This is a genomic window from Mesorhizobium sp. CAU 1732 (assembly GCF_039888675.1).
Classification (GTDB): Bacteria; Pseudomonadota; Alphaproteobacteria; order Rhizobiales; family Rhizobiaceae; genus Aerobium.
Map to the genome: position 1 here is coordinate 1284615 of NZ_JBDQQR010000001.1, position 23215 is coordinate 1307829.

The 23215-nt window shown below is 63.4% G+C and carries 20 protein-coding genes; 10 read left to right on the forward strand and 10 right to left on the reverse strand.

The annotated features are described in order from the left end of the window. The first annotated feature begins 70 nt into the window (after nucleotides 1–70). The 4 genes from AAFN55_RS06295 (at nucleotide 71) to AAFN55_RS06310 (ending at nucleotide 3819) form a co-directional block, all read left to right on the forward strand. Complete coding sequence (locus tag AAFN55_RS06295; RefSeq protein WP_347798006.1) at nucleotides 71–541, forward strand: Lrp/AsnC family transcriptional regulator; 471 nt, start codon at nucleotides 71–73, stop codon at nucleotides 539–541. Nucleotides 542–690: 149 nt separating this feature from the next. Next, entirely contained in the window at nucleotides 691–1743 is a 1053-nt protein-coding gene (locus tag AAFN55_RS06300) for a TRAP transporter substrate-binding protein (RefSeq protein ID WP_347798007.1), read from the forward strand. A 226-nt stretch (nucleotides 1744–1969) separates the two neighbouring features. Continuing rightward, nucleotides 1970–2500 (forward strand): TRAP transporter small permease, encoded by a 531-nt coding sequence (locus AAFN55_RS06305; RefSeq protein WP_347798008.1) that lies wholly within the window; start codon nucleotides 1970–1972, stop codon nucleotides 2498–2500. Continuing rightward, a complete protein-coding gene (locus AAFN55_RS06310) occupies nucleotides 2497–3819 on the forward strand; it encodes a TRAP transporter large permease (RefSeq protein ID WP_347798009.1) in 1323 nt (440 codons plus the stop codon). Before AAFN55_RS06305 ends, AAFN55_RS06310 begins: the two co-directional genes overlap by 4 nt. A gap of 37 nt (nucleotides 3820–3856) precedes the next feature. On the opposite strand, the gene AAFN55_RS06315 is transcribed toward AAFN55_RS06310, so the two are convergent. The 10 genes from AAFN55_RS06315 to AAFN55_RS06360 all read right to left on the reverse strand — a co-directional run bounded on the left by AAFN55_RS06315 (nucleotide 3857) and on the right by AAFN55_RS06360 (nucleotide 15318). Next, complete coding sequence (locus tag AAFN55_RS06315) at nucleotides 3857–4015, reverse strand: hypothetical protein (RefSeq protein ID WP_347798010.1); 159 nt, start codon at nucleotides 4013–4015, stop codon at nucleotides 3857–3859. Between the two features lie 20 nt (nucleotides 4016–4035). Continuing rightward, the gene (locus AAFN55_RS06320; RefSeq protein ID WP_347798011.1) at nucleotides 4036–4371 is read right to left on the reverse strand and encodes a TIGR01244 family sulfur transferase; all 336 of its coding nucleotides are present in this window, start codon (nucleotides 4369–4371) and stop codon (nucleotides 4036–4038) included. A 127-nt stretch (nucleotides 4372–4498) separates the two neighbouring features. Continuing rightward, nucleotides 4499–5647: an acyl-CoA dehydrogenase family protein gene (locus AAFN55_RS06325; RefSeq protein ID WP_347798012.1), complete on the reverse strand. Its 1149-nt coding sequence runs from the start codon at nucleotides 5645–5647 to the stop codon at nucleotides 4499–4501. Between the two features lie 14 nt (nucleotides 5648–5661). Next, on the reverse strand, nucleotides 5662–6864 hold the full coding sequence (gene pimC / locus AAFN55_RS06330; RefSeq protein WP_347798013.1) for a pimeloyl-CoA dehydrogenase large subunit: 1203 nt from the start codon (nucleotides 6862–6864) through the stop codon (nucleotides 5662–5664). A gap of 10 nt (nucleotides 6865–6874) precedes the next feature. Continuing rightward, nucleotides 6875–8056, reverse strand: a complete 1182-nt coding sequence (locus AAFN55_RS06335; protein ID WP_347798014.1) for an acetyl-CoA C-acyltransferase — start codon at nucleotides 8054–8056, stop codon at nucleotides 6875–6877. A 35-nt stretch (nucleotides 8057–8091) separates the two neighbouring features. Further along, nucleotides 8092–9741 carry an AMP-binding protein gene (locus AAFN55_RS06340; protein ID WP_347798015.1) on the reverse strand — a complete coding sequence of 550 codons (1650 nt, stop codon included), beginning with the start codon at nucleotides 9739–9741 and terminating at the stop codon, nucleotides 8092–8094. Between the two features lie 2 nt (nucleotides 9742–9743). Then, entirely contained in the window at nucleotides 9744–11834 is a 2091-nt protein-coding gene (locus AAFN55_RS06345; protein WP_347798016.1) for a 3-hydroxyacyl-CoA dehydrogenase NAD-binding domain-containing protein, read from the reverse strand. A gap of 37 nt (nucleotides 11835–11871) precedes the next feature. Then, a complete protein-coding gene (gene pcaD / locus AAFN55_RS06350; protein WP_347798017.1) occupies nucleotides 11872–12666 on the reverse strand; it encodes a 3-oxoadipate enol-lactonase in 795 nt (264 codons plus the stop codon). Nucleotides 12667–12745: 79 nt separating this feature from the next. Next, nucleotides 12746–13804, reverse strand: a complete 1059-nt coding sequence (locus AAFN55_RS06355) for an enoyl-CoA hydratase/isomerase family protein (protein WP_347798018.1) — start codon at nucleotides 13802–13804, stop codon at nucleotides 12746–12748. A gap of 101 nt (nucleotides 13805–13905) precedes the next feature. After that, a complete protein-coding gene (locus tag AAFN55_RS06360; RefSeq protein WP_347798019.1) occupies nucleotides 13906–15318 on the reverse strand; it encodes an XRE family transcriptional regulator in 1413 nt (470 codons plus the stop codon). Nucleotides 15319–15509: 191 nt separating this feature from the next. Here AAFN55_RS06360 and AAFN55_RS06365 point away from each other — a divergent pair, with 191 nt between their 5' ends. From AAFN55_RS06365 to scpA, 6 genes are all read left to right on the forward strand, one after another. Next, entirely contained in the window at nucleotides 15510–17042 is a 1533-nt protein-coding gene (locus AAFN55_RS06365) for an acyl-CoA carboxylase subunit beta (RefSeq protein ID WP_347798020.1), read from the forward strand. Nucleotides 17043–17051: 9 nt separating this feature from the next. Then, the gene (locus tag AAFN55_RS06370) at nucleotides 17052–17666 is read left to right on the forward strand and encodes a DUF2442 domain-containing protein (protein WP_347798021.1); all 615 of its coding nucleotides are present in this window, start codon (nucleotides 17052–17054) and stop codon (nucleotides 17664–17666) included. Nucleotides 17667–17681: 15 nt separating this feature from the next. Next, a complete protein-coding gene (gene yghU, locus AAFN55_RS06375) occupies nucleotides 17682–18596 on the forward strand; it encodes a glutathione-dependent disulfide-bond oxidoreductase (protein ID WP_347798022.1) in 915 nt (304 codons plus the stop codon). Between the two features lie 5 nt (nucleotides 18597–18601). Then, the gene (locus tag AAFN55_RS06380; protein ID WP_347798023.1) at nucleotides 18602–18979 is read left to right on the forward strand and encodes a hypothetical protein; all 378 of its coding nucleotides are present in this window, start codon (nucleotides 18602–18604) and stop codon (nucleotides 18977–18979) included. 75 nt (nucleotides 18980–19054) lie between these two features. Beyond that, complete coding sequence (locus AAFN55_RS06385) at nucleotides 19055–21061, forward strand: acetyl/propionyl/methylcrotonyl-CoA carboxylase subunit alpha (protein WP_347798024.1); 2007 nt, start codon at nucleotides 19055–19057, stop codon at nucleotides 21059–21061. Continuing rightward, nucleotides 21061–23199: a methylmalonyl-CoA mutase gene (gene scpA / locus AAFN55_RS06390; protein WP_347798025.1), complete on the forward strand. Its 2139-nt coding sequence runs from the start codon at nucleotides 21061–21063 to the stop codon at nucleotides 23197–23199. Before AAFN55_RS06385 ends, scpA begins: the two co-directional genes overlap by 1 nt. Nucleotides 23200–23215 lie beyond the last annotated feature (16 nt).

The window sequence follows — 23215 nt, forward strand, 5'->3', positions numbered from 1 at the left end:
GCAACAGGCTTGCATTCGGGTGCGTCTCGGCCAATCATGATGCGCAATTCATGCGTCGAACGGGGATGTTATGGCCGAGAGCGACAGGATCGATGGTTTTGACCGCAAGATACTCGCGCTTTTGCAGGACGATGCGCGTCTCACCAACAATGATTTGTCGCAGAAGGTGAACTTGTCGGCCTCGCAATGTTCGCGCAGGCGACAACGCCTTGAGGACGAAGGTTTCATCAGGGGTTACCGCGCGGTGCTCGACCGCGACCGGCTGGGCTTCCCGCTCGTCAACGTCATCACCGTCACGCTCGCGACCCACAATCGCGACAATGCGCGGCGCTTCGCCGATCTCCTGTCGCGCCTGCCGGAGGTGCAGGAGGCGCACGCGCTGACGGGCGAGATGGACTATATTTTGAAGGTCGTGACGCCCGATCTGAAGTCGCTCGCCGCCTTCGTCAACGATGTCCTGCTGCCCCACGAATCCGTCCAGCACGTCAAGACGGCGATCGTTCTGGAGACGCTGAAGGAAACGGCCTCGCTTCCTCTGTAGCCGGTGATCTCGCGTTACAAAAAAGCTGAGATCGGGCGCTTTATTGTTACATAAACTTCTGCAAGGATGCCGGTGTGTGACGTGGGTGGAAAACGGCTGGTGAGGAGCCGCCGCCTTTCGTCATCGAGAAATCGTTCAGGGAGGAACGGATGAAGACTGCATCCATAAAGTCACTCGTCATCGCCGCATCGATCGCGTCTGCCGCATGGCTGAGCACGACGACGGCTACGCTCGCGCAGGAGGTAACCCTGCGCCTTCACCAATTCCTGCCGGCGCAGGCGAACGTGCCGACGCATGTCCTCGATCCCTGGGCGAACAAGGTCGAGGCGGATTCCGGCGGGCGCATCAAGATCGAGCGCTATCCCGCGATGCAGCTCGGCGGCACGCCGCCGCAACTGATCGACCAGGCGACCGACGGCACCGTCGACATCGTCTGGACCCTGCCGGGTTCGACGCCGGGCCGCTTTCCGTCGACGGAAGTCTTCGAACTGCCCTTCATGATGACCAATGCCGAGGCCGCGTCACGCGCCTATTGGGATGTCTTCGAAAGCCGGATGAAGGACAACGAGTTCAAGGACCTCCACATCATCAGCACATGGGTGCATGGGCCGGGCGTCATCCATTCTAAGTCTCCGGTGGAGACGATGGACGATCTCCAGGGCATGAAGGTGAGGGCGCCGACGCGCATCATCACGTCACTGATCTCCGAACTCGGCGGCACACCCGTCGGCATGCCGATCCCGGCGGTTACGGAATCGCTCTCCAAGGGCGTCATCGATGGGGCGGTCACACCCTGGGAGGTCGTGCCGTCGCTCAAGGTTCACGAACTCGTCGGCAATCATACGGAGTTCGGCGGCGACCACGCGATCTATACCACCACCTTCGTTCTGGCGATGAACAAGGCGAAGTATGAGAGCCTGCCCGATGATCTGAAGAAGGTGATCGACGACAATTCGGGCCAGGACGTCTCGGCCCTCTTCGGCAAGACGCAGGAGGAATACGACGCGCCCGGCAGGGAACTCGCGGTTGGCCGCAACAACAACATCGTCGAGCTGACGGCCGAGCAGGCGGATGAGTGGAAAGCCGCTGCCCAGCCGGTGATCGATAACTGGGTCGCTGAAATGGACGGCAAGGGCCTCGACGGCAAGGGCCTGCTGGAAGAGGCGCGCCGGCTGATCGACAAGTATACCGCGGCACAATAGCGAGCCGAGGGATCGAGACGAAGCGGGCGGCAGCGAGCCGCCCGTTGCGCCTGATGCCAGCGCGCCCGTGCAGCAGGGACTTTACCGTCTGCCGGGTCGCACGCGGGCTTTCACATCATTATGTTATGTGTCATAACAAACACCTTGAGCGCCATTGTCTGGCCTGCCTGCTCGGGGTAGCGTCGGCGAAGTGCGCTGAATCCGCTCGGAGGGGTTGGAGGACATCATGAACAGGTCGCCGGTCATGGAACGGCTGGCGCGGGCTCTCGCGATCGTCGGCGGGCTCGTGCTTGTGTTCATAACCCTTCTGACGGTCGTCAGCATCACCGGCCGCGCCTTCGTGCGGCACGGGTTGGGGCCGATTCCCGGCGATTTCGAACTGGTGGAGGCGCTGACGGCGTTCGCGGTGTTCTCGTTCCTGCCATGGTGCCAGGTGACGCGGTCGCATGCGACCGTCGATGTTTTCACCAGCTTCTTCTCCGACCGCGTCAACCGCGTCATCGATCTCGTCACCGAAATCCTGATGACGGTCATCATCGTGCTGATCGCCTGGCGCCTCTGGTACGGCATGTGGGACAAGATCCGCTACAACGAGGTGACGTTTATCCTGCAGTTCCCCGTATGGTGGGGCTTCGCCGCGGCAATGGTCGCCTCGGCCATCGCCGTGGTGATTTCGTTCTACATGCTCGGCGTGCGCATCGGTGAAGTCCGCAGCGGCCGTTCGGCGTTCGCCCCGACGCTAGGAGCCGTCCATTGACCAATCTCGAACTCGGGCTCTGGTCCTTCCCGGCACTGCTCGTCCTCATCTTCCTGCGCATCCCGATCGGTCTGGCGATGCTTCTGTGCGGGCTGGTGGGCACATATCTCGTCATGGGATCAACCGCGCCCATCCTGTCGCGCCTGAAAGGCGAGACCTATTCGACGTTTTCCAGCTATTCGCTGTCGATCATCCCGCTCTTTCTCCTCATGGGGCAGTTCGCATCCCTGGGCGGCATGTCCCAGTCTCTCTTCAAGGCGGCCAATGCGTGGCTGGGCCACAGGCGGGGCGGTGTCGCCATGTCGGCGATCGGAGCCTGCGCCGGCTTTGGCGCGATCTGCGGATCGTCGCTGGCCACGGCAGCCACGATGGCACAGGTCGCGCTGCCCGAACTCAAGCGCTACGGCTATTCAGGTGCGCTCGCGACCGGCACGCTCGCCGCCGGCGGCACGCTTGGCATCCTGATCCCGCCTTCGGTCGTGCTGGTCATCTACGCGATCCTCGCGGAGCAGAATATCGCGAAGCTATTCCTAGCCGCCTTCGTGCCGGGAGTTCTCGCCGCGATTGGCTACATGATCGCGATTTCGATCTATGTCAGGCTTTATCCGGATTCCGCCGGGTCAAGCCCTCGGGTTCCATATGGCGAACGGTTCCGGGCGCTGGTCGATGTCTGGCCGGTGCTGGTCGTCTTCATAGCCGTGGTCGGCGGCATCTACACAGGCTGGTTCACGCCGACGGAGGCAGCAGCGGTCGGTGCTGCCGGCACTGGCCTGATCGCGCTCATCAATGGCGGGTTGACCCGCAAGACGCTGGTGGAATCCATCCTCATGACCGCCTCGGCCACGGCGATGATCTTCTTCATCGTCTTCGGGGCGGCCTTCTACAACAGCTTCCTGGCGCTCTCACAAATGCCGGCGCAGGCTGCCGCGTTCATCACGGGCCAGGGGTTCGATCCGTGGATGGTCATGGTCGGCATCCTGATCTTCTACCTGATCCTCGGCTGTTTCATGGATTCGCTGTCGATGATCCTGCTCACCATCCCGATCTTTTTCCCGATCGTCAGCGTTCTGGACTACGGGCTGTCGCCGGAGGAGTTCGCCATCTGGTTCGGCATCCTGGTGCTGATCGTGGTGGAGGTCGGTCTCATCACGCCGCCGGTCGGCATGAACCTGTTCGTCATCAACTCTATGGCGAAAGACATCCCCATCATCCAGACCTATCGAGGCGTGACGCCGTTCGTCATCAGCGACATGCTGCGCACGGTGCTGCTCGTCGTCTTCCCGGTGATCAGTCTCTTCATGGTGAGATGGCTGTATTGACGGACAGGGCGCGCGCGTTCCGTGCACGCGCGCCAGTCTACGTCCAGTCCGGCTTGCCGTCCGCGAAGGCGTGATACTCCGGGGCCAGTTCCCGGGCATGGCTGTCATCGAGGATGCCGATCAGCAGCGCGGGGCCGGTCGCTTCGAAGCGTATGGCTCCGCACAGACAGCCGCCCGTGTAGATCGTGGCGTCCACGCCGGTCGCCGTGGATTCGCTCAGCCGCGCTTCTGCACGACGAGCCCGTAGAGGTTCGTGCAGCGCGCGCCCGAACGGCAATAGGCCAGAACAGGGCGCGGGAGATCGTCGAGGGCGTCTGCCTGATCGTCGACATTGTCTGCGGTAATCTGGCCGCTGATGACCGGGATGAAACGGAATTCGAGCCCTGCGGCACGCACGGCAGCCTCGATCGCGTCGTGCGGGACCGCGCCATCCTCTTCGTCGGGCCGGTTGCAGATCACGCTCTTGAAGCCGGCGGCCTTGATGAGCGGAACATGCTCGATGCCGATCTGCGGCGCGACGGAGTAGTCTTCGGTGATCTCGCGGATTTCCATGGGTCTGTTCCTGAACTGGCGTAACGATGATGACGGTGTCGTGCGCCATGTAGGCAGTTTGGCCGTCCATTGCCAAGGCGGGCGCAGGTCGTGCCTGCGCCCGGAGTGAAAAATCTTGCTCTCCTGGCTATGCGGCGAGCGACCCGCCGTCCCGCGCCAGCGCGCGCAGATGATAATCGGCGTCACCGAACATCGTGTCGATCATCGTCATGCGCTTGAAATAGTGGCCGACCGCATACTCCATGGTCATGCCGACGCCGCCATGCAACTGGATCGCGTTCTCGCCGCAGATGCGCCCGCCGCGCCCGATTTCCGACTTTGCGGCATGCATCGCGCGGGCGCGTTCACCTGCGTCCTCGCTGTCGGCCAGCATCGTCGCATAGAGCGCGATGGAGCGCGCCTGCTCGGCGGCGACGAACATGTCGACCGCCTTGTGCTGCAGGACTTGGAACTGGCCGATCGCCACGCCGAACTGCTTGCGCACCTTCAGGTAATCCACTGTCAGCGCATGCATGGCCGACATCACCCCAACCGATTCCGCCGCAAGCGCGGCGATGCCGGCGTCCACGACGCGGCGGATGAGAGGCAACCCGTTCTCAGGCTCGCCGAGCGCGTCCTCCGCGCCGACCTTGACCTTGTCGAAGGTGATTTCGGCCGCCCGCATGCCGTCCTGCGTGCGATAGCCGCGCACCGATACCCCGTCTGCCGAGGCATCGACGAGAAATGCACCAATCCCCGCCTCGTCCCGCGTTCCGCCGGCAGTCCGCGCGGTCACGACGAGCTTGTCCGCGCTGTCGCCGTGCAACACCACGCTCTTCTGGCCGGACAGCGAATAACCGCTGCCGTCCTTCGTCGCCGCCGTCTCGACGTGGTGGAGATCGTAGCGCGAGTTCCGCTCGACCTGTGCGAACGCCATTTTAAGCGAACCCTCGGCCAGAGCGGGGATGTATTCGGCTTTCTGGTCGGCGCTTCCGCCGAAGCGCAGGAACGCGCCGCCCAGAACCACGGTCGCGAAATATGGCTCGAGCGCAAGCGCGCGGCCGAGCGATTCCATCACGATTGCCGTCTCGACCGGTGTGCCGGCAAGACCGCCATCCTCTTCGGCGAAGGGCAGGGCCATCAGGCCCATCTCGGCAAAGCGCGACCACATGTCGGCGCTGAAGCCCTCCGGCGAGGCCATGTGGCGTTTGCGATCCTCGAAGCCGTATTTGTCGGCAAGAAGCCGGTCGAGCGAATCCTTCAGGATCGATTGCTCTTCGGAAAGGTCGAAATCCATGTCTGTTTCCTGTCCTAAAGTCCGAGAACCGCTTTCGCGATGATGTTCTTCTGGATCTCGTTCGATCCGCCATAGATCGAGACCTTGCGGAAATTGAAGTAGCCGGGCGCCGCACTGGCCGCGTAATCCGGCTCGATCGGCGGCTCGTTGGCGCCTTCGATTTCTTCGTCATGATAGGGCAGGGCGTGCGGCCCCATCACCTGCATGAGCAGATGCGTGATCGCCTGCTGGATTTCCGAGCCCTTGATCTTCAGGATCGAGGACGCAGGGTCAGGCTTGCCGGTGTTGCCGCGCTTGGCATCGGCCGCGACGACGCGAAGCTGCGTGACTTCCAGCGCCTTGAGCTCGATCTCGATGGCCACCAGCTTCTCGCGGAAGCGCTCGTCCTCGATGAGCGGCCGGCCGCTCGACATCTCCTTTGCGGCCAGTTCACGAATGCGCGCGAGGCGCTGCTTCGACATGCCGACGCGTGCGATGTTGGTGCGCTCGTTGCCGAGCAGGAACTTGGCGTAATCCCAGCCCTTGTTCTCTTCGCCGACGAGGTTTTCGACCGGCACGCGCACGTCGGTGAGGAAAACCTCGTTGACCTCGCGGCCGCCGTCGATCGTCACGATCGGACGAACCTCGATGCCCGGCGTCTTCATGTCGATCAGCAGGAAGGAGATGCCCTCCTGCTTCTTGCCTTCCGGGTTCGTCCGCACGAGGCAGAAGATCCAGTCGGCATACTGCGCGAGTGTCGTCCAGGTTTTCTGGCCGTTGACGATGTAATGGTCGCCGTCACGCACCGCGCGGGTCTTGAGCGAGGCGAGATCCGAGCCCGCGCCGGGCTCGGAAAAGCCTTGGCACCACCAGTCGTCGAGATTGGCGATGCGCGGCAGGAAATGGGCTTTCTGCTTCTCGTTGCCGAAGGTCGCGATGACCGGCCCGACCATGTTGACGCCGAAGGCGAGGGGCTGTGGCGCCGGCCACTTCTGGGTCTCCTCGAGGAAGATGTACTGCCGCATCGGGTCCCAGCCGGTACCGCCATACGCCTCGGGCCAATGCGCGACCGCCCAGCCCTTGGCATTCAGCGTGCGCGACCAGTCGACGAGGTCCTGCTTGTCCATGCGCTCGCCGTCGATCAGCTTGCGGCGCGTCTCTTCCGGCAAATTGTCACGCAGGAACGCGCGAACCTCGTCTCGGAAGGCGAGTTCTTCGGTCGTGTAGCGAAGGTCCATCTCTTTGTCCTCAAACGATCTCGAACAATCCCGCAGCACCCATGCCGCCGCCGACGCACATCGTGACTACCGCGTACTTCGCGCCCCGGCGCTTGCCCTCGATGAGCGCGTGGCCGGAAAGGCGCGACCCGCTCATGCCGTAGGGATGTCCGACCGCGATGGCGCCGCCATTCACGTTGAGCTTCTCCGGATCGATGCCGAGCCGGTCGCGACAGTAGAGAACCTGCACCGCGAAGGCTTCGTTCAATTCCCATATGCCGATATCGTCGATCTTGAGACCGTGGCGTTCGAGCAGGCGCGGGACGGCGAAGACGGGTCCGATGCCCATTTCGTCCGGCGCGCAGCCGGCGACGGCGAAGCCGCGGAAGATGCCGAGCGGCGCAAGACCGCGCTTCTCGGCTTCCTTCGAATTCATCATCACGTTCGCCGATGCGCCGTCGGAGAGTTGGCTGGCATTGCCGGCAGTGATCGTTCCGCCCTCGCGCACGGGCTTCAGATTTGCCAGACCCTCGGCGGTCGTGTCGGCGCGCGGACCTTCGTCATGGGCGATCTCGACCTCGCGGTGGCTGACTTCCTTTGTCTCCTTGTCGATCACCGCCATCGTCGTCTTGATCGGCGCGATCTCCTTGGCGAACAGTCCCGCCTCGCGGGCCGCAGCGACGCGGCGCTGGCTTTCGAGGCCGTATTCGTCCTGCCGCTCGCGCGAGATGCCGTAGCGCTTGGCGACCGTCTCGGCCGTATCGATCATCGGCATGTAGACGTCGGCGGCGGGTCCCGTCAGCGACTTGTCGAGCAGGCGGTAGGTGTTGCGATGGTCGTTCTGCACGAGGCTGATCGATTCCAGCCCGCCCGCGATGCCGGCAACGACGCCGTCATTGCGGATCGCGTTGGCGAGCAGCGCCATGGATTGCAGGCCGGACGAACACTGGCGGTCGATGGTCGTACCTGCTGCCGTGACGGGCAGGCCAGCGACGAGCGATGCGCGGCGTGCGACGTTCAGGCCAGTCGTGCCTTCCTGCATGGCGCAGCCCATGATGACGTCCTCGATCTCGCCGCCGTCGAGCCCCGAGCGCTCCAGCGCGTGGCGGATGGCGTGCGCGCCGATATCGGCGCCCGACGTGTCGTTGAGCCCGCCGCGATAGGCTTTGCCGATCGGGGTGCGGGCAGTGGAAACGATGACGGCATCAGCCATGTGGTCTCTCCTTGGTGGTCGTGAGGCCGGCGCGTTCAACCGCGCTCGGCTTCCTCTTTCTTCAAATCCAGTTTCGACAGCTTGCCGACCGTCGTGCGCGGCAGCGCATCACGCAGTTCAAGACGTGTCGGCAGTTCGTGGGGGCCAAGGCGCGTACGCAGGAAGTCGCGGAGCGCCTCGATCGTGAGCGCGTCCGAGCCCTTGCGCTGCTTGATGAAGGCTTTCGGCGTCTCGCCGCGATAGCCGTCTGCCACGCCGATCACCAGCACCTCCTCGACGTCTGGATGCTCATAGATCGCCTGCTCGATCATCTGCGGGTAGACGTTGAACCCGCCGCAGAGAAGCATGTCCTTCTTGCGATCGATGATCGTGAAGAAACCTTCGTCGTCCATGAAGCCGATATCGCCGGTCAGGAATCCGCCTTCGCTGAACGCCTCGCGCGTCTCGTCATCGCGATTGAGATAGCCGGTGGTCACGTTCGGCCCGAAGATGCGCAACTCGCCGGTCTGGCCTTGCGGGAGGACGCGGGAGGGATCGTCCGGCGCGACGATGTCGAGCCTGATACCGGGCAGCGGCACGCCGATCGTCGCGACCTTGTCGGGCCGGTTGACCGGGATGTTGGTGCCGGCGGGCGACGTCTCCGTCATGCCCCAGCCGCCGACGATGTTGTGCCCCGTTGCAGCCTTAAGGCGACGCGCGATCTCGACGGGCAGGGGCGCGCCACCCGATGCGCAATAGCGTAGCGACGACAGGTTGCGGGTCTCGAAACCGGGCGTCGCGGCGATCGCGATCCACATGGTCGGCACGCCGGGAAAGCTCGTCGCGCCGGCCTCGATTTCCGCCAGCGCGGTCTCCGCGTCGAAGCGCGTGTGGAGGATGAGTTCCAGCCCGTTGTTGAGCGCGCGTAGCATGACCGCCGTGAGCGCATAGATGTGGAAGAGCGGCAGGAAGAGCAGCACGCGATCCTCCGCCGGTCGCGTCAGGCCCCAGGCGGCGAACCAGGCATCGTAGCTCTCGACGGCGGTCGTCAGATTGCCGTGGGTCAGCATCGCGCCTTTGGGCATGCCCGTGGTGCCGCCGGTGTATTGCAGGAGCGCGAGATCGCCGGCCGAAATGTCCGGCAACGAAGCCGAAGCCGCGCCCTCGGTGAAATCCGTGAAACTGGTGACGCGCGCGCCGCTGATCGATGGCCCCTCGAATGGGGACGTGCCGAACCGCGCATCCTCGCACAGGATCACGCGATCCAGCGCGCCGAGATCGAGCAGCGCCTCGGCGCGGGGTGCGAGCTCGCCCATATTCGTCGTGACGAGCATCCGCGCGCCGCTGTCGGCGAGCTTGTGCGCGAGGACGCGTTCGGCATCGAGCGGCGAGAGATGCACGACGGTCGCGCCTGCCTTGAGCGCGCCGAAGAAGCAGATCGGATGGTAGAGCGTGTTCGGCAGGAGAAGTGCGACGCGCGTGCCAGCCTCGATGCCGGCGCGCTGGAACGCGGCCGCGCAGCGGTCCACTTCCGCCTTCAGGTCGCGAAAAATGAGGGGCTGACCGCGAAAGGAAAACGCGGTCCGCGAACCCCACCGTTCGGCCGCGCGATCCACGATCTCGTGGACCGGATAGGCACGCAACGGATGATCCGGGCTGAGGCCCGGCGGGTAGGCGTCCTTCCAGGGAACGGACGCGAGATCCATGGTCAGGCCGGCTTCGCCGAGAAGCTGCCGCCTGTTTCAGCGAGCTTGCGCAGGCTTTCAGCCGGCTTGAACACGTCCTTACCGGTCCTGCCGTACCAGTAGTCGAGGCGATCCACGATCTTCTTCAGCCCCTCCACGTCGGCCCAGAACATCGGTCCGCCCTTGCCGATCGGGAAGCCGTAGCCGTTCGTCCAGACGATATCGATGTCGGACGGCCGTGCAGCGATCTTTTCCTCCAGCACCTTCGCGCCCTCGTTCACCAGCGGGTAGAGCGTGCGCTCGATGATCTCGTCCTCGGAAATCTCGCGGCGATTGACGCAGCGTTCGCGCGCCTTGTCCTCGATGAGTTTCGCGACGGCGGCATCGGGGACAGGCGCGCGGGAGCCTGCCTCATAGAGATAGAAACCCTTGCCGGTCTTCTGGCCGAAGCGGCCCTGCTCGCAGAGCGAGTCGGCGATGACGGCCGACGTGCCGAGCGATTTGCGGTTGCGCCAGCCGATGTCGAGGCCGGCGAGGTCGCCCATGGCGAACGGACCCATCGGCCAGCCGAAATCCGTGAACACCTTGTCGATCTGTTCGGGCGACGCGCCTTCGAGAAGCAGGTCCTCACCCTCGGCCGAGCGCGCGCCAAGCATGCGGTTTCCGACGAAGCCGTGGCAGACGCCGACGACGACCGGCACCTTGCCGATCTTCTTGGCGATGCCGAGCGCGCTCAGGAGAACGTCCGGCGCCGTCTTGGCCCCGCGAACGATCTCCAGCAGCCGCATCACGTTGGCGGGCGAGAAGAAGTGCAGGCCGAGCACATCCTGTGGTCGGCTGGTGGATGCGGCGATCTCGTCGATGTCGAGATAGGACGTATTGGACGCGAGGATCGCGCCTGGCTTGGCGATCGTGTCGAGCTTGCCGAACACCTCCCTCTTGACACTCATCTCCTCGAAGACGGCTTCGATGATCAGGTCGCAATCGGCCAGATCGGCATAGTCGGTCGTGCGCGAAAAGCGCGCCAGCCGCTTGCCCTTCTCGTCTTCGCTGATCGAGCCGCGCTGCGCGGAGATGGCGTAGTTCTTCTCGATCGTCGCAAAGCCGCGGTCGAGCGCTTCATCGCTCATTTCAAGAATCGTGACCGGCACGCCGCCATTGACGAACGACATCGCGATGCCGCCGCCCATCGTTCCGGCTCCGATGACGCCGACCTTGGCGATGGTCCGCGGCGTCACCTCCTTGCCGATGCCCGGAACCTTGGCGGCTTCGCGTTCTGCGAAGAAGAGATGGCGCTGCGCGCGCGACTGCACACCACCGACGAGCGTTATGAAAATCTCGCGCTCCTTCGTCAGGGCCTCGTCGAAGGGGAGGTTGACGGCGTTGCGCACGGAGGCGGCGCAGGCCAGCGGGGCTTCAAGCCCGCGCGTCTTCTTGGTGGCTTCCTTGACCGCGGCCTCGAAAGACGACGGATCGGCTCTTGCGGGTGCCAGTTTCTCGTCGCGATCGCGCACCGGCACATGCGGCCCGCCTTCGGCAACCTTCTGCTTAGCGAAGGCAACAGCGAATGCCGTCAGGTCGCCATCGGCAATGGCATCGACGACACCGGATTCAAGCGCCTGCGCCATGCCGATCGGATTGCCCGAGACGATCATCTGGACGGCCTTTTCGGGCCCGACGAGACGCGGCAGGCGCACCGTGCCGCCGGCACCGGGAAGAAGCCCGAGCTTGACTTCCGGCAGCCCGACCTTGGCCGTCTTGTCGGCCACGCGGTAGTGGCAGGAGAGTGCCAGTTCGAGGCCGCCGCCGAACGCCGTCCCGTGGATGGCCGCGATGGCGGGCTTCGGCAGCGATTCCAGCAGGGCACAGATATTGCGGAGCGACGGGCTCTGCAGGGCGGCGGGCGTGCCGAACTCGGAAATGTCGGCGCCCGAGATGAAGGTGCGTCCCGCGCAGGCGACGACGATGGCGCTCACGGACGCATCGTCGCGGGCGGCTTCGAGCGCCTTGTAGAGCGGCTCGCGCAGGCGAAGGCTCAGCGCGTTGACCGGCGGGTTGTCCAGCGTCAGGACCGTGATGCCGTCTTCGTGCGTGACCGTTACGTAGTCGCTCATGAACGCTTCCTCGAAATGCTTGTGGGTGGCTTCGGCGCTAGCGCCAGTTGTTCGATTGCAGGAAATCGCCGATCAGCCGGGCCGTCTCGGCGGGCTTCTCGACGCAGGGGATATGGCCTGCGCCGGTGATAATCTCGAAGCGCGCGCCGTCGATCAAATCCGCCGTCGAGCGGACGAGATCCGGCGGCGTCGACCCGTCCTGATCGCCCACGATGCAGAGCACCGGCAGCTTGAGCGCGCGGGTCGATTCCGTCAAATCCGCGTCCCGCAGGGCGGCACAGGTGCCGGCGTAGCCATCGACGGTCGTGCGCGTCAGCATGGCGGTGTAGCCAACGAAATCCGCATTGTCGGCACTGCGATATGCGGCCGTGAACCAACGCTCGAGGATCGCGTCCGCCATCGCCGCGATGCCCTTGGTCGTGACCGTATCGATGCGCGCATTCCACATCTCTTCGGTGCCGATCTTGTGCGCCGTATCGCACAGCACCAGCGCCGAAACGAGGTCCGGCCGGGTTGCAGCCAGGCCTTGCGCGATCAAGCCGCCGACCGACAGCCCGATCACCGCTGCCTTCTCGATGCCGAGATGATCGAGCAGGGCCGCAAGGTCGCCGACGTGATCCGTCATCGCGTAAGGGGCAGGTGTCGCCTCGGAGAGCCCATGGCCGCGCTTGTCATAGAGGACGATGCGGTAGTCGTCGCCCAGCGTTCGCACGACGGCGTCCCAGATGCGGAAGTCGGTTCCGAGCGAATTAGAGAAAACCAGCACGCGCCCATCGGACCTGCCGCGAATCTCGTGATGCAGCACAACGCCGTTGACGCGCGCAAAAGCCATGCGGAATCCTCCCTTCCGGACTACATACTACCGAGTATGTTGCAAAGCGATGGCAGGGTCAATTCGCCCAGATGAATTCTTATGCTCTGTCCAGCGACGAGAGATCCAGATCATCGTCAAGCGGTGCGAAATAAGCGTCGATCGCGGCGTTCGACACGCCATCCAGCGTCGCCGGCTGCCACGCGGGCGCATTGTCCTTGTCGATGATGACGGCGCGCACGCCTTCGAAGAATTCGTGGCCGGTGATGACGCGTGAGACGATGCGATATTCGATGCGCATGCATGTCTCGAAATCCACGTTCGCGCCGTCCTGCATCTGGCGAAGCGCGATCTTGAGGCTTGTGGGCGATTTCTGGCGGATCGATGCGGCCTGCTTTGCTGCCCAGTCCGCGTGCTCGCCGGTTTCCGCGTCGAGCGTGGCGAGAATGGCTTCCACCGTATCCCCGTCGAAACATCTGTCGATGACGGGACGAAGCGCTTCCAGTGGCGCCGTGCCGGCCGCGGCATACGGCGCGAGAGCGACATCGGGATCGCCGGTTTCGCACAAGGCGTCGATGATCGCGTCGAAATCATCAGTCGGTGCGGCATGCGTCGCGAATCCGGACCAATGCGCGTCCGCTTGTCCCAGCCGCGCCCCGGTCAGGGCGATCCACGTGCCTATCCTGCCGGGCAAGCGCGGAAGGAAGAACGTGCCCCCGACATCGGGGAAGAGGCCAATGCCGGTCTCAGGCATTGCGAACTTGATGTTCGCCCCGGCGACGCGGTGGCTGCCATGGACCGAAATGCCCACGCCGCCACCCATGACGAAGCCGTCGATCAACGCCACATAGGGCTTGGGGTAGCGCTTGATGAACGTGTTGAGGCGGTATTCCTCGTGGTAGAATTCCCTGACTGCCGGGTCGCCTGCCTGCCCCCAGTCGTAGAGCTGGCGGATGTCGCCCCCGGCGCAGAACGCCTTCTCGCCCGCCGCGCGGATGACGACCAGCGCGATAGCGGGGTCGTTCGCCCAGGCGGCGAGTTGCGGATGCATCAGCCTGACCATATTGCGGGTCAACGCGTTGAGCGCCTTGGGGCGATTGAGCGTGATCAGCCCTGCCCGGCCGCGCGTTTCGAAGATGATCTCCGGTTCGTCCGTCATGATGGGAGCTCCTCTCGCCTCGGCGCCGCACCATAACGACAAAGTCCGCGCTCGGAAGTCGAAAATTCGCTTACCCGTCGTGTGCGGAATCGCAGTCGGGGTCAGTCCAGCCTGTAGGGGACGGCGCCACGAAGGTCGTGATCCACGACGAGCCGCCGCTTCAGTGGCGGCACGGCGCGCTGGGCGCAGTTGGTGCGCTCGCAGATGCGGCACGAGATGCCGATCGGGTCGAAGGCGGCGCGGTTGGTGAGGTCGAGGTCGTCGGCATAGACGAAGTCGCCGGCATGGGTCACTTCGCAGCCCACCGCGATCGCATAGCGCCGCTGCGGCGCACGGAATCCGCCGCCTCCCTTGGCGATCTCGGTCGCCATGCAGAGATAGCGCGCGCCATCGGGCGTCTCGGCAAGCTGGCGGATGATGCGGCCGGGCGTCTCGAATGCCTGATGGACGTTCCAGAGCGGGCAAGCGGCGCCGAAGCGGGCGAACTGCAGCTTGGCGGCGCTGTGGCGCTTGGTGATGTTGCCGGCCCGGTCAATACGCGCGAAAAAGATCGGAACGCCCTTGCGGCTCGGCCTCTGGAGCGTCGAAAGCCTGTGCGACACTTGCTCGATGCTGGCACCGAAGCGCGTCGCCAGCAGTTCAAGGTCGTGGCGGAATTCGCGCGCAGACGTAAGGAACGCCTCGTACGGCATCATCAATGCGCCGGCGACATAGTTGCCGAGCCCGATGCGGCAAATCTCGGATGCTTCGGCCGTACGAAATCCGGCATCGCGCACGATCGCCGAGATCGTGGCGTCCATTTCCAGCATGGCGATCTGAAACGCCGCCTGAAAGCTGCGTGTCGAGACTGGTGAAAAGGGGTTGAGATGAAGGGTTCGCGCCTCGGCATCGTAGCGGCGCAGGAACTCGTCTTCCGCCGGCGAGCGGACGCAGCGCACACGGTGCTTCGTCAGAAGATGCTCGGGCAGGGCAGCGGAGGGATCGCGCTCCGGAATGCCGAGACGAGACGCCAGCTCTTCGGCGGCAAGATCGAGATCGTGGATGTAGTTGTCGACGAAATGGAAGAAGTCGCGCACTTCCTCATAGGGCGACGGCTCGCCGAGACCGGCAGAGTGGCCGATGCGATCGTCTACGCTGGCGAGCTGTTCCGAATTGCGGCGGTATGCCTGATGGGCAGCAATCAGCGCATGGGCAAAACCGGGCGCATTCTGCGTCACCAGCTTCATCTCCTGCAGCGTCGGGCGGTAGCTGTCGAAGACCGGATCGGTCAGCGCCTCTGACAGGGCGGAAAGCAGCCTGTCTCCCTCGCCGGTGGAGAGTTCGGCGAGATCGAGCCGGAAGGTTTCCGCCAACGCCATCAGGACAGCCGCCGAGACCGAGCGCTGGTTGTTCTCGATCTGGTTCAGATAGCTTGTCGATATGCCGAGGCGATCGGCGAAACCCGATTGGGTCAGCCGATGCGTCTCGCGGAGCTCGCGAATCTTGCGTCCGATGAAGAGTTTCGTGTTACGCATATGGCAACTTCGCAATTTGCAATAATGCGAATTCTACTTTATGCGCCACCGCCCTTTCAAGCCTTTCGCGCAATCGCGTGAAACGGTATGCGAGAACATCGATCGCGCCGCCTGTGCGCGGCCAAGACCATTCAAGCCTCGGGGGATCGTGTGACGTTCATCCATGCCCGCAAGCCGAAGGATCGCATCTGATGCGCGCCATTCTCGAACAACTGGAAGACCGGCGCGCGCAGGCGCGGCTCGGCGGTGGGCAAAAACGCATCGACGCGCAGCACGCCAAGGGCAAGCTGACGGCCCGCGAGCGCATCGAGGTTCTGCTGGACGAAGACTCGTTCGAAGAGTTCGACATGTATGTCGCGCACCGCGCCGTCGATTTCGGCATGGCGGAGCAGAAGTTCCCCGGCGACGGCGTGGTCACCGGCTGGGGCACGATCAACGGCCGGCTGGTCTATGTATTCAGCCAGGATTTCACCGTGCTCGGCGGCTCGTTGTCGGAAACCCATGCGCAGAAAATCTGCAAGATCATGGATATGGCGGTGCGCAACGGCGCGCCGGTGATCGGGCTCAATGATTCCGGCGGAGCGCGCATCCAAGAAGGCGTAGCCTCGCTGGGCGGCTATGCCGACGTCTTCAAGCGCAACGTCGATGCGTCGGGAGTCGTGCCGCAAATCTCGGTCATCATGGGCCCATGCGCGGGCGGTGCGGTCTATTCGCCTGCCATGACGGACTTCATCTTCATGGTGCGCGACTCGTCCTACATGTTCGTGACCGGTCCCGACGTGGTGAAGACCGTGACGAACGAGATCGTCACGGCGGAAGAACTCGGCGGCGCGCGTACGCATACGCAGAAATCCTCCGTCGCCGACGGCGCCTATGACGACGATGTCGAGGCGCTGGAGCAGACGCGCAGGCTGTTCGACTTCCTGCCGCTCAACAATCGCGAAAAGCCGCCGGTTCGTCCGTTTAATGACGATCCCTCGCGGCTCGAAATGCGTCTTGATACGCTGATCCCCGACTCGGCCGCCAAGCCCTATGACATGAAGGAACTGATCCTCGCGCTCGCCGACGAAGGCGATTTCTTCGAGATTCAGGAGGCCTTCGCCCGAAACATCATCACCGGCTTCATGCGTATCGAGGGGCAGAGCGTCGGCGTGGTCGCGAACCAGCCGATGGTGCTCGCGGGCTGCCTCGATATCGATTCTTCGCGCAAGGCCGCGCGCTTCGTGCGCTTCTGCGATGCTTTTTCCATTCCGATCTTGACGTTGGTCGACGTGCCGGGCTTCCTGCCGGGCACCGCGCAGGAGTTTGGCGGGGTCATCAAGCACGGCGCGAAGCTGCTCTTCGCCTACAGCCAGGCGACCGTGCCGATGGTCACGCTGATCACGCGAAAAGCCTATGGCGGCGCCTACGACGTCATGGCATCGAAGCATATCGGCGCGGACATCAACTATGCCTGGCCGACCGCCGAGATCGCGGTGATGGGCGCGAAGGGCGCGACCGAGATCATCTATCGCACAGAGCTCGGCGACCCGGAAAAGATCGCCGCACGCACCAAGGAATACGAAACCAACTTTGCCAACCCGTTCAAGGCGGCCGAGCGCGGTTTCGTCGATGAGGTGATCATGCCGCATTCGTCGCGCAAGCGTATCGCCCGGGCATTCGCGGCGCTGCGCACGAAGAAGGCCGAGCAGCCCTGGAAGAAGCACGACACGATGCCGCTGTGAGGGTGCAGGATGCTCTGGCTAGATGAAATCAAAGCTGCATTTCTCGCGCTTGAAGGCGCTGCTCGGTATGACGATCTCTACGAATATATCTGGCGTACAACCAGTCGAGAACTGCCGCCCTCTTGGAAATCGATTATTCGTAGGAATATCGAGGAACATTCGAGCGACAGCATCGCCCAGAAATACGACGATCTATTCAGAAAGGTTGGGCACGGACACTGGGCCTTGCGCGAAGTTGTCGTGGATGAAATCGAATTGAGACGTCGTGAGGATCTTTCCCCGCAGGACGTCGTGAAAGAAGTTTTTGTTCGCGAATATTGGCGAAGCCGCCCCGGTGAACGCGTAGACGCTAGCGATCTGCCCGATGACGATAGGCTTTCACCAGTCGCAGCTTGGTGTACCAAAACGCATCTGGAGGTAGAACTCGTTAGCGGCACCAAGCTGAGCTCGCCAATTGACTGGTATCCTCGACTTGCAGCCGCCACTCACGTTCAAAGATCGAAGGTGGAAGTTTCGCCATATGGCCTTCACTGGCCGGAGATCGATGAAGACATAAGCATCAAGAATTTGTTGTTCGGTACACGCGGGATACCGCCAAAGTCCGAAGAGTTGAGCAATTCATAGTTGAACGAGGACAACATGACCGACGAGACCAAATTTCCACCCGAGAAGAACTTCCCCGCAGGCTATGTCCTGCCAAAGGTCTGGTCGGCGGACACCGAGACCGGCGGTGCCTTCGCATCGATCAATCGTCCGATCGCGGGGCCGACGCATGAGAAGGTCTTGCCGGTCGGCAAGCACCCCCTGCAGCTTTATTCGCTGGGGACGCCGAACGGCGTCAAGGTCACGATCATGCTGGAGGAACTGCTCGCGGCAGGCCATTCCGGTGCGGAATACGATGCCTGGCTGATCAAGATCGGCGATGGCGACCAGTTCGGCTCCGGCTTCGTGGACGTCAATCCCAACTCCAAAATCCCGGCCCTGATGGATCACGCGCCGAAGGATGGCGGCGCGCCGGTTCGCGTGTTCGAATCCGCGTCGATCCTCGTCTATCTCGCTGAAAAGTTCGGCGCGTTCCTGCCGACCGAACTGCGCGCGCGCACCGAGACGCTGAACTGGCTGTTCTGGCAGATGGGCTCTGCGCCCTTCCTCGGCGGCGGCTTCGGGCATTTCTACGCCTATGCGCCGATGAAGATCGAATACGCCATCAACCGCTACGCCATGGAGGTGAAGCGGCAGATTGACGTGCTGGATCGTCATCTGGCAGACAACGAATATATGGCGGGCGCCGAATACACGATCGCCGACATGGCGATCTGGCCGTGGTATGGGCGGCTTGCAGCGAACTCCTCCTATGAGGACGCCGGCAGTTTCCTCTCCGTCGAGGAATACGACAACGTCCAGCGTTGGACGAAACTGATCAACGAACGCCCGGCCGCCCAGCGCGGCTCGATGGTCAACAAGACGTCCGGCGAACCGTCCAAGCAGTTGCACGAGCGGCACGACGCGCTCGACTTCGAGACGAAGACCCAGGACAAGCTTGGGGGAGCGTAAGCGTCATGGCCAAGCTGCCCGACATGACGAAGCACAAGGGTTTTCCCTCCGGCATGCCGGGTACCGGGTTTCAGTTCACGATCCGTCGGGCAAACCCGCGCGGGGTTACGCCGATCAAAGCGCTTCCCCGCCGGGCCGGTCGCGACACCCTCCTGCACCGCGTCGACGCCGCGTTTCTTCACGCGCTTTGGCACCACTTCGGGCTGGAGCCGTTCGAGCGGGGAAATCTGGATGCAGCGCGGCTTTGCATTTTGTTCGGCCGCGAGATCGTCCCGGCCGAGAAAGATTTCGACCCGCAGTCCTACGAGGCGCTTCTGATCATCGATGAGAAGGTCGCGCGAAACAGCTTTCCGGAATCGTTTGAAGATGTGTTCGAGGTCTGACCGGGAAGGGACGATGACAGTCCGCGCACCCGTCAACCTCACAGCGACGCCAAAACTCGCAGGAGGCGAGCAACAGTGATTTCCAAAATCCTCATCGCCAATCGCGGCGAAATCGCGTGCCGGGTCATCAAGACGGCGAAGAAGCTCGGCATTGCGACCGTCGCCGTCTATTCGGATGCGGACCGCGAGGCGTTGCATGTGAAGATGGCGGACGAGGCCGTGCACATCGGACCGGCGCCGTCGAACCAGTCCTACATCGTGATCGACAAGATCATCGACGCGATCCGCCAGACGGGCGCGGATGCGGTCCATCCGGGCTATGGGTTTCTGTCGGAGAACCCGCTTTTCGCGGAGGCACTGGCAAAGGAAGGCGTCGCCTTCATCGGCCCGCCGGTGAACGCTATTCAAGCGATGGGCGACAAGATCACATCGAAGAAGCTTGCGGCGGAAGCCGGCGTCTCGACCGTGCCGGGTCACATGGGCCTGATCGCCGACGCTGACGAGGCGGTGAAGATTTCGTCATCGATCGGCTATCCGGTGATGATCAAGGCATCGGCCGGCGGCGGCGGCAAGGGCATGCGCATCGCCTGGAACGACGAGGAAGCGCGCGAAGGTTTCCAGTCGTCGAAGAACGAGGCCAAGTCGTCCTTCGGCGACGACCGTATTTTCATCGAAAAATTCGTCACGCAACCGCGTCATATCGAAATCCAGGTGCTGGGCGACCAGCACGGCAACGTCATCTATCTCGGCGAGCGCGAATGCTCGATCCAGCGCCGTAACCAGAAGGTCATCGAGGAGGCGCCGTCGCCATTTCTCGACGCGGCGACGCGAAAGGCCATGGGCGAGCAGGCCGTCGCGCTGTCGAAGGCTGTCGGCTATTTCTCCGCCGGCACGGTCGAATTCATCGTCGATGGCGACCGCAATTTCTATTTCCTCGAGATGAACACGCGTCTCCAGGTCGAGCATCCGGTGACGGAACTGATCACCGGCATCGATCTCGTCGAGGAGATGATCCGTGTCGCAGCCGGCGAGAAGCTCACGATCGCGCAGGACGACGTCAAGCTCACCGGCTGGGCGGTCGAAAGCCGCCTTTACGCCGAGGACCCCTATCGCAACTTTCTCCCGTCGATCGGCCGCCTGTCGCGCTATCAGCCTCCGGAAGAGGGGACATACGAAAACGGGATCGTGATCCGCAACGACACCGGCGTCTTCGAGGGCGGCGACATCTCGATGTACTACGACCCGATGATCGCCAAATTGTGCGCGTGGGGCGCCACACGCGAGGACGCGATCCGCGCGATGAGCAGCGCGCTTGACGATTTCGAGGTCGAGGGCATCGGCCACAATCTCCCGTTTCTCTCGGCCGTGATGGAGCATCCGCGTTTCAAGGAAGGCCGCCTGACGACCGCCTTCATCGCCGAGGAATGGCCCGACGGCTTTGCGGGCGTCGAGCCGAGCGCTGCCGAGGCACGTACGCTGGCCGCGGTCGCCGCCGCCATCAATCTTCGCACGCAGAAACGCAATGTCCTGATCTCCGGCGCGCTGGCGAACCATCCCCGCACCGTCGGTCGCGACTGGAGCGTTCGCCTGAACGGCGCGGGCGAGTTCGCCGTGGGCGTGCGTGACGAGGGCGGCAGGACGATCGTCTCGTTCGATGACGAGACGTCGGTTTTGGTCCAGTCCGACTGGCTGCCGGGACGCACCCACGCGCATTTCACGGTCGGCGGCGAGAAGGTCGGCATCAAGATCGCCCAAATCAATTCGAGCTGGCGGCTGCGCTGGCGCGGTATCGACGTGAAGGCGCATGTGCGTAGCCCACGCGTCGCCGAACTCGCGCGCCTCATGCCGGAGAAGCTGCCGCCGGACACGTCGAAGATGCTGCTCTGCCCGATGCCCGGCGTGATCACGTCGGTCGCGGTGAAGGCCGGAGACGCGGTGCAGGACGGGCAGGTGCTTGCCACCGTCGAGGCGATGAAAATGGAAAACGTCCTGCGCGCGGAACGACGCGGGGTGGTGAAGTCCGTCGCGGTCGAAGCGGGATCGAGCCTCGCGGTCGATGAGCTGATTTTGGAATTCGAATGATGACCAACCCCGAAATCTCCAAATGGCGCACGCTTGCCGAGAAGGAAGTGAAGGCCGATCCCGAAACGCTCGTCTGGAACACGCCGGAGGGAATCCAGGTCAAGCCGCTCTATACGGCGGATGACCTTGAGGGCATCGAGCATCTGGATTCCCTGCCGGGGCAGGCGCCGTTCGTGCGCGGGCCGCGCGCGACGATGTACACCGGCCGGCCGTGGACGATCCGCCAATATGCCGGCTTCTCGACGGCCGAGGCTTCCAACGCCTTCTACCGCAAGGCGCTGGCGGCGGGGCAGCAGGGCGTGTCCGTCGCGTTCGATCTGGCGACGCATCGCGGTTATGACAGCGACCATCCGCGTGTCGAGGGTGATGTCGGCAAGGCCGGTGTCGCGATCGATTCCGTCGAGGACATGAAGATTCTGTTCGACGGAATTCCGCTCGAAAAGGTCTCCGTATCGATGACCATGAATGGCGCGGTCATCCCGATCCTCGCCAATTTCATCGTTGCAGGTGAAGAGCAGGGCGTATCGCGCGTGCAGCTCTCCGGGACCATCCAGAACGACATCCTCAAGGAGTTCATGGTCCGCAACACCTACATCTACCCGCCGGAACCCTCGATGCGGATCATTGCCGACATCATCGAGTACACGGCAAACGAGATGCCGAAGTTCAATTCCATTTCCATTTCCGGCTACCATATGCAGGAAGCGGGCGCGACGCTCGTCCAGGAACTGGCGTTCACGCTTGCGGATGGCCGCGAATATGTTCGCGCGGCGATCAACAAGGGCCTCGACGTCGATGCGTTTGCCGGCAGGCTTTCGTTCTTCTTCGCCATCGGCATGAATTTCTTCATGGAAGCGGCGAAGCTGCGGGCCGCACGTCTGCTCTGGACGCGCATCATGGACGAGTTCGAGCCGAAGAAGGCCTCGTCGCTGATGCTGCGCACGCACTGCCAGACGTCCGGCGTGTCGTTGCAGGAGCAGGATCCCTACAACAACGTCATCCGCACGGCTTATGAGGCGCTGTCGGCAGCGCTGGGCGGCACGCAGTCGCTGCACACCAACGCGCTGGACGAGGCGATTGCCCTTCCGACCGAATTCTCGGCGCGCATTGCGCGCAACACGCAGCTTATCCTCCAGCACGAGACCGGCGTGACGCGGGTCGTCGATCCACTCGCCGGCTCCTACTATGTCGAGAGCCTGACCAACGAGCTCGCCGAAAAGGCATGGGCGCTGATCGAAGAAATCGAGGCGATGGGCGGCATGACGAAGGCCGTCAATGACGGCCTGCCCAAGCGCCTGATCGAGGAGGCCGCGACGCGCAAGCAGGCGGCGATCGATCGCGGCGACGAAGTCATCGTCGGCGTCAACAAGTATCGCCTCGAAAACGAGGACGATCTCGACATCCTGGATATCGACAACAAGGCGGTACGGGAATCGCAGATCGCGCGCATCGAAAAGACGCGACGCCAGCGCGATCCGAAGCGGACCGAGGAGGCACTGTCGGCGCTTCGCGAAATCGCCCGCACCGGCAAGGGTAACATCCTGGGAGCGGCGGTGGAGGCCGCGCGCGCGCGCGCCACGCTGGGAGAAATCTCCGATGCCCTGCGCGACGTGTTCGGCGATCACACCGCCGTTCCGGTGGTGGTGAGCAAGGTCTATGGCCCGGCCTATGAGGGTGAGCCGGAATACGAAAATCTCGTCCAGCGGCTGGACGACTTCGCCAGGACGCTCGGCGAAAGCCCGAAGCTGCTCGTCGCCAAGCTGGGTCAGGACGGCCACGATCGTGGTGCCAAGATCATCGCATCGGCCTTCGGCGACATTGGCTTCGAGGTGATTGCCGGCCCGTTGTTCCAGACGCCCGAGGAAGCAGCGGAACTCGCGGTCAAATCGAAGGTTCACGTCGTCGGCATGTCGTCGCTGGCGGCCGGGCACAAGACGCTCGCGCCGCAGCTCGTTGCAGCGCTGAAGGCAAAAGGCGCGGAAAACGTCATCGTCGTCGTCGGCGGCGTCGTGCCGCGCCAGGACTACCAGTTCCTGCTCGACAACGGCGTCTCCGCCGTCTTCGGCCCAGGCACCAACGTGCTCGATGCCGCCCGCGCCGTCATCGACCTGATGGAAGGCAAGCGGCGCAACGAGTAGCGAGAGGGCGCTATGC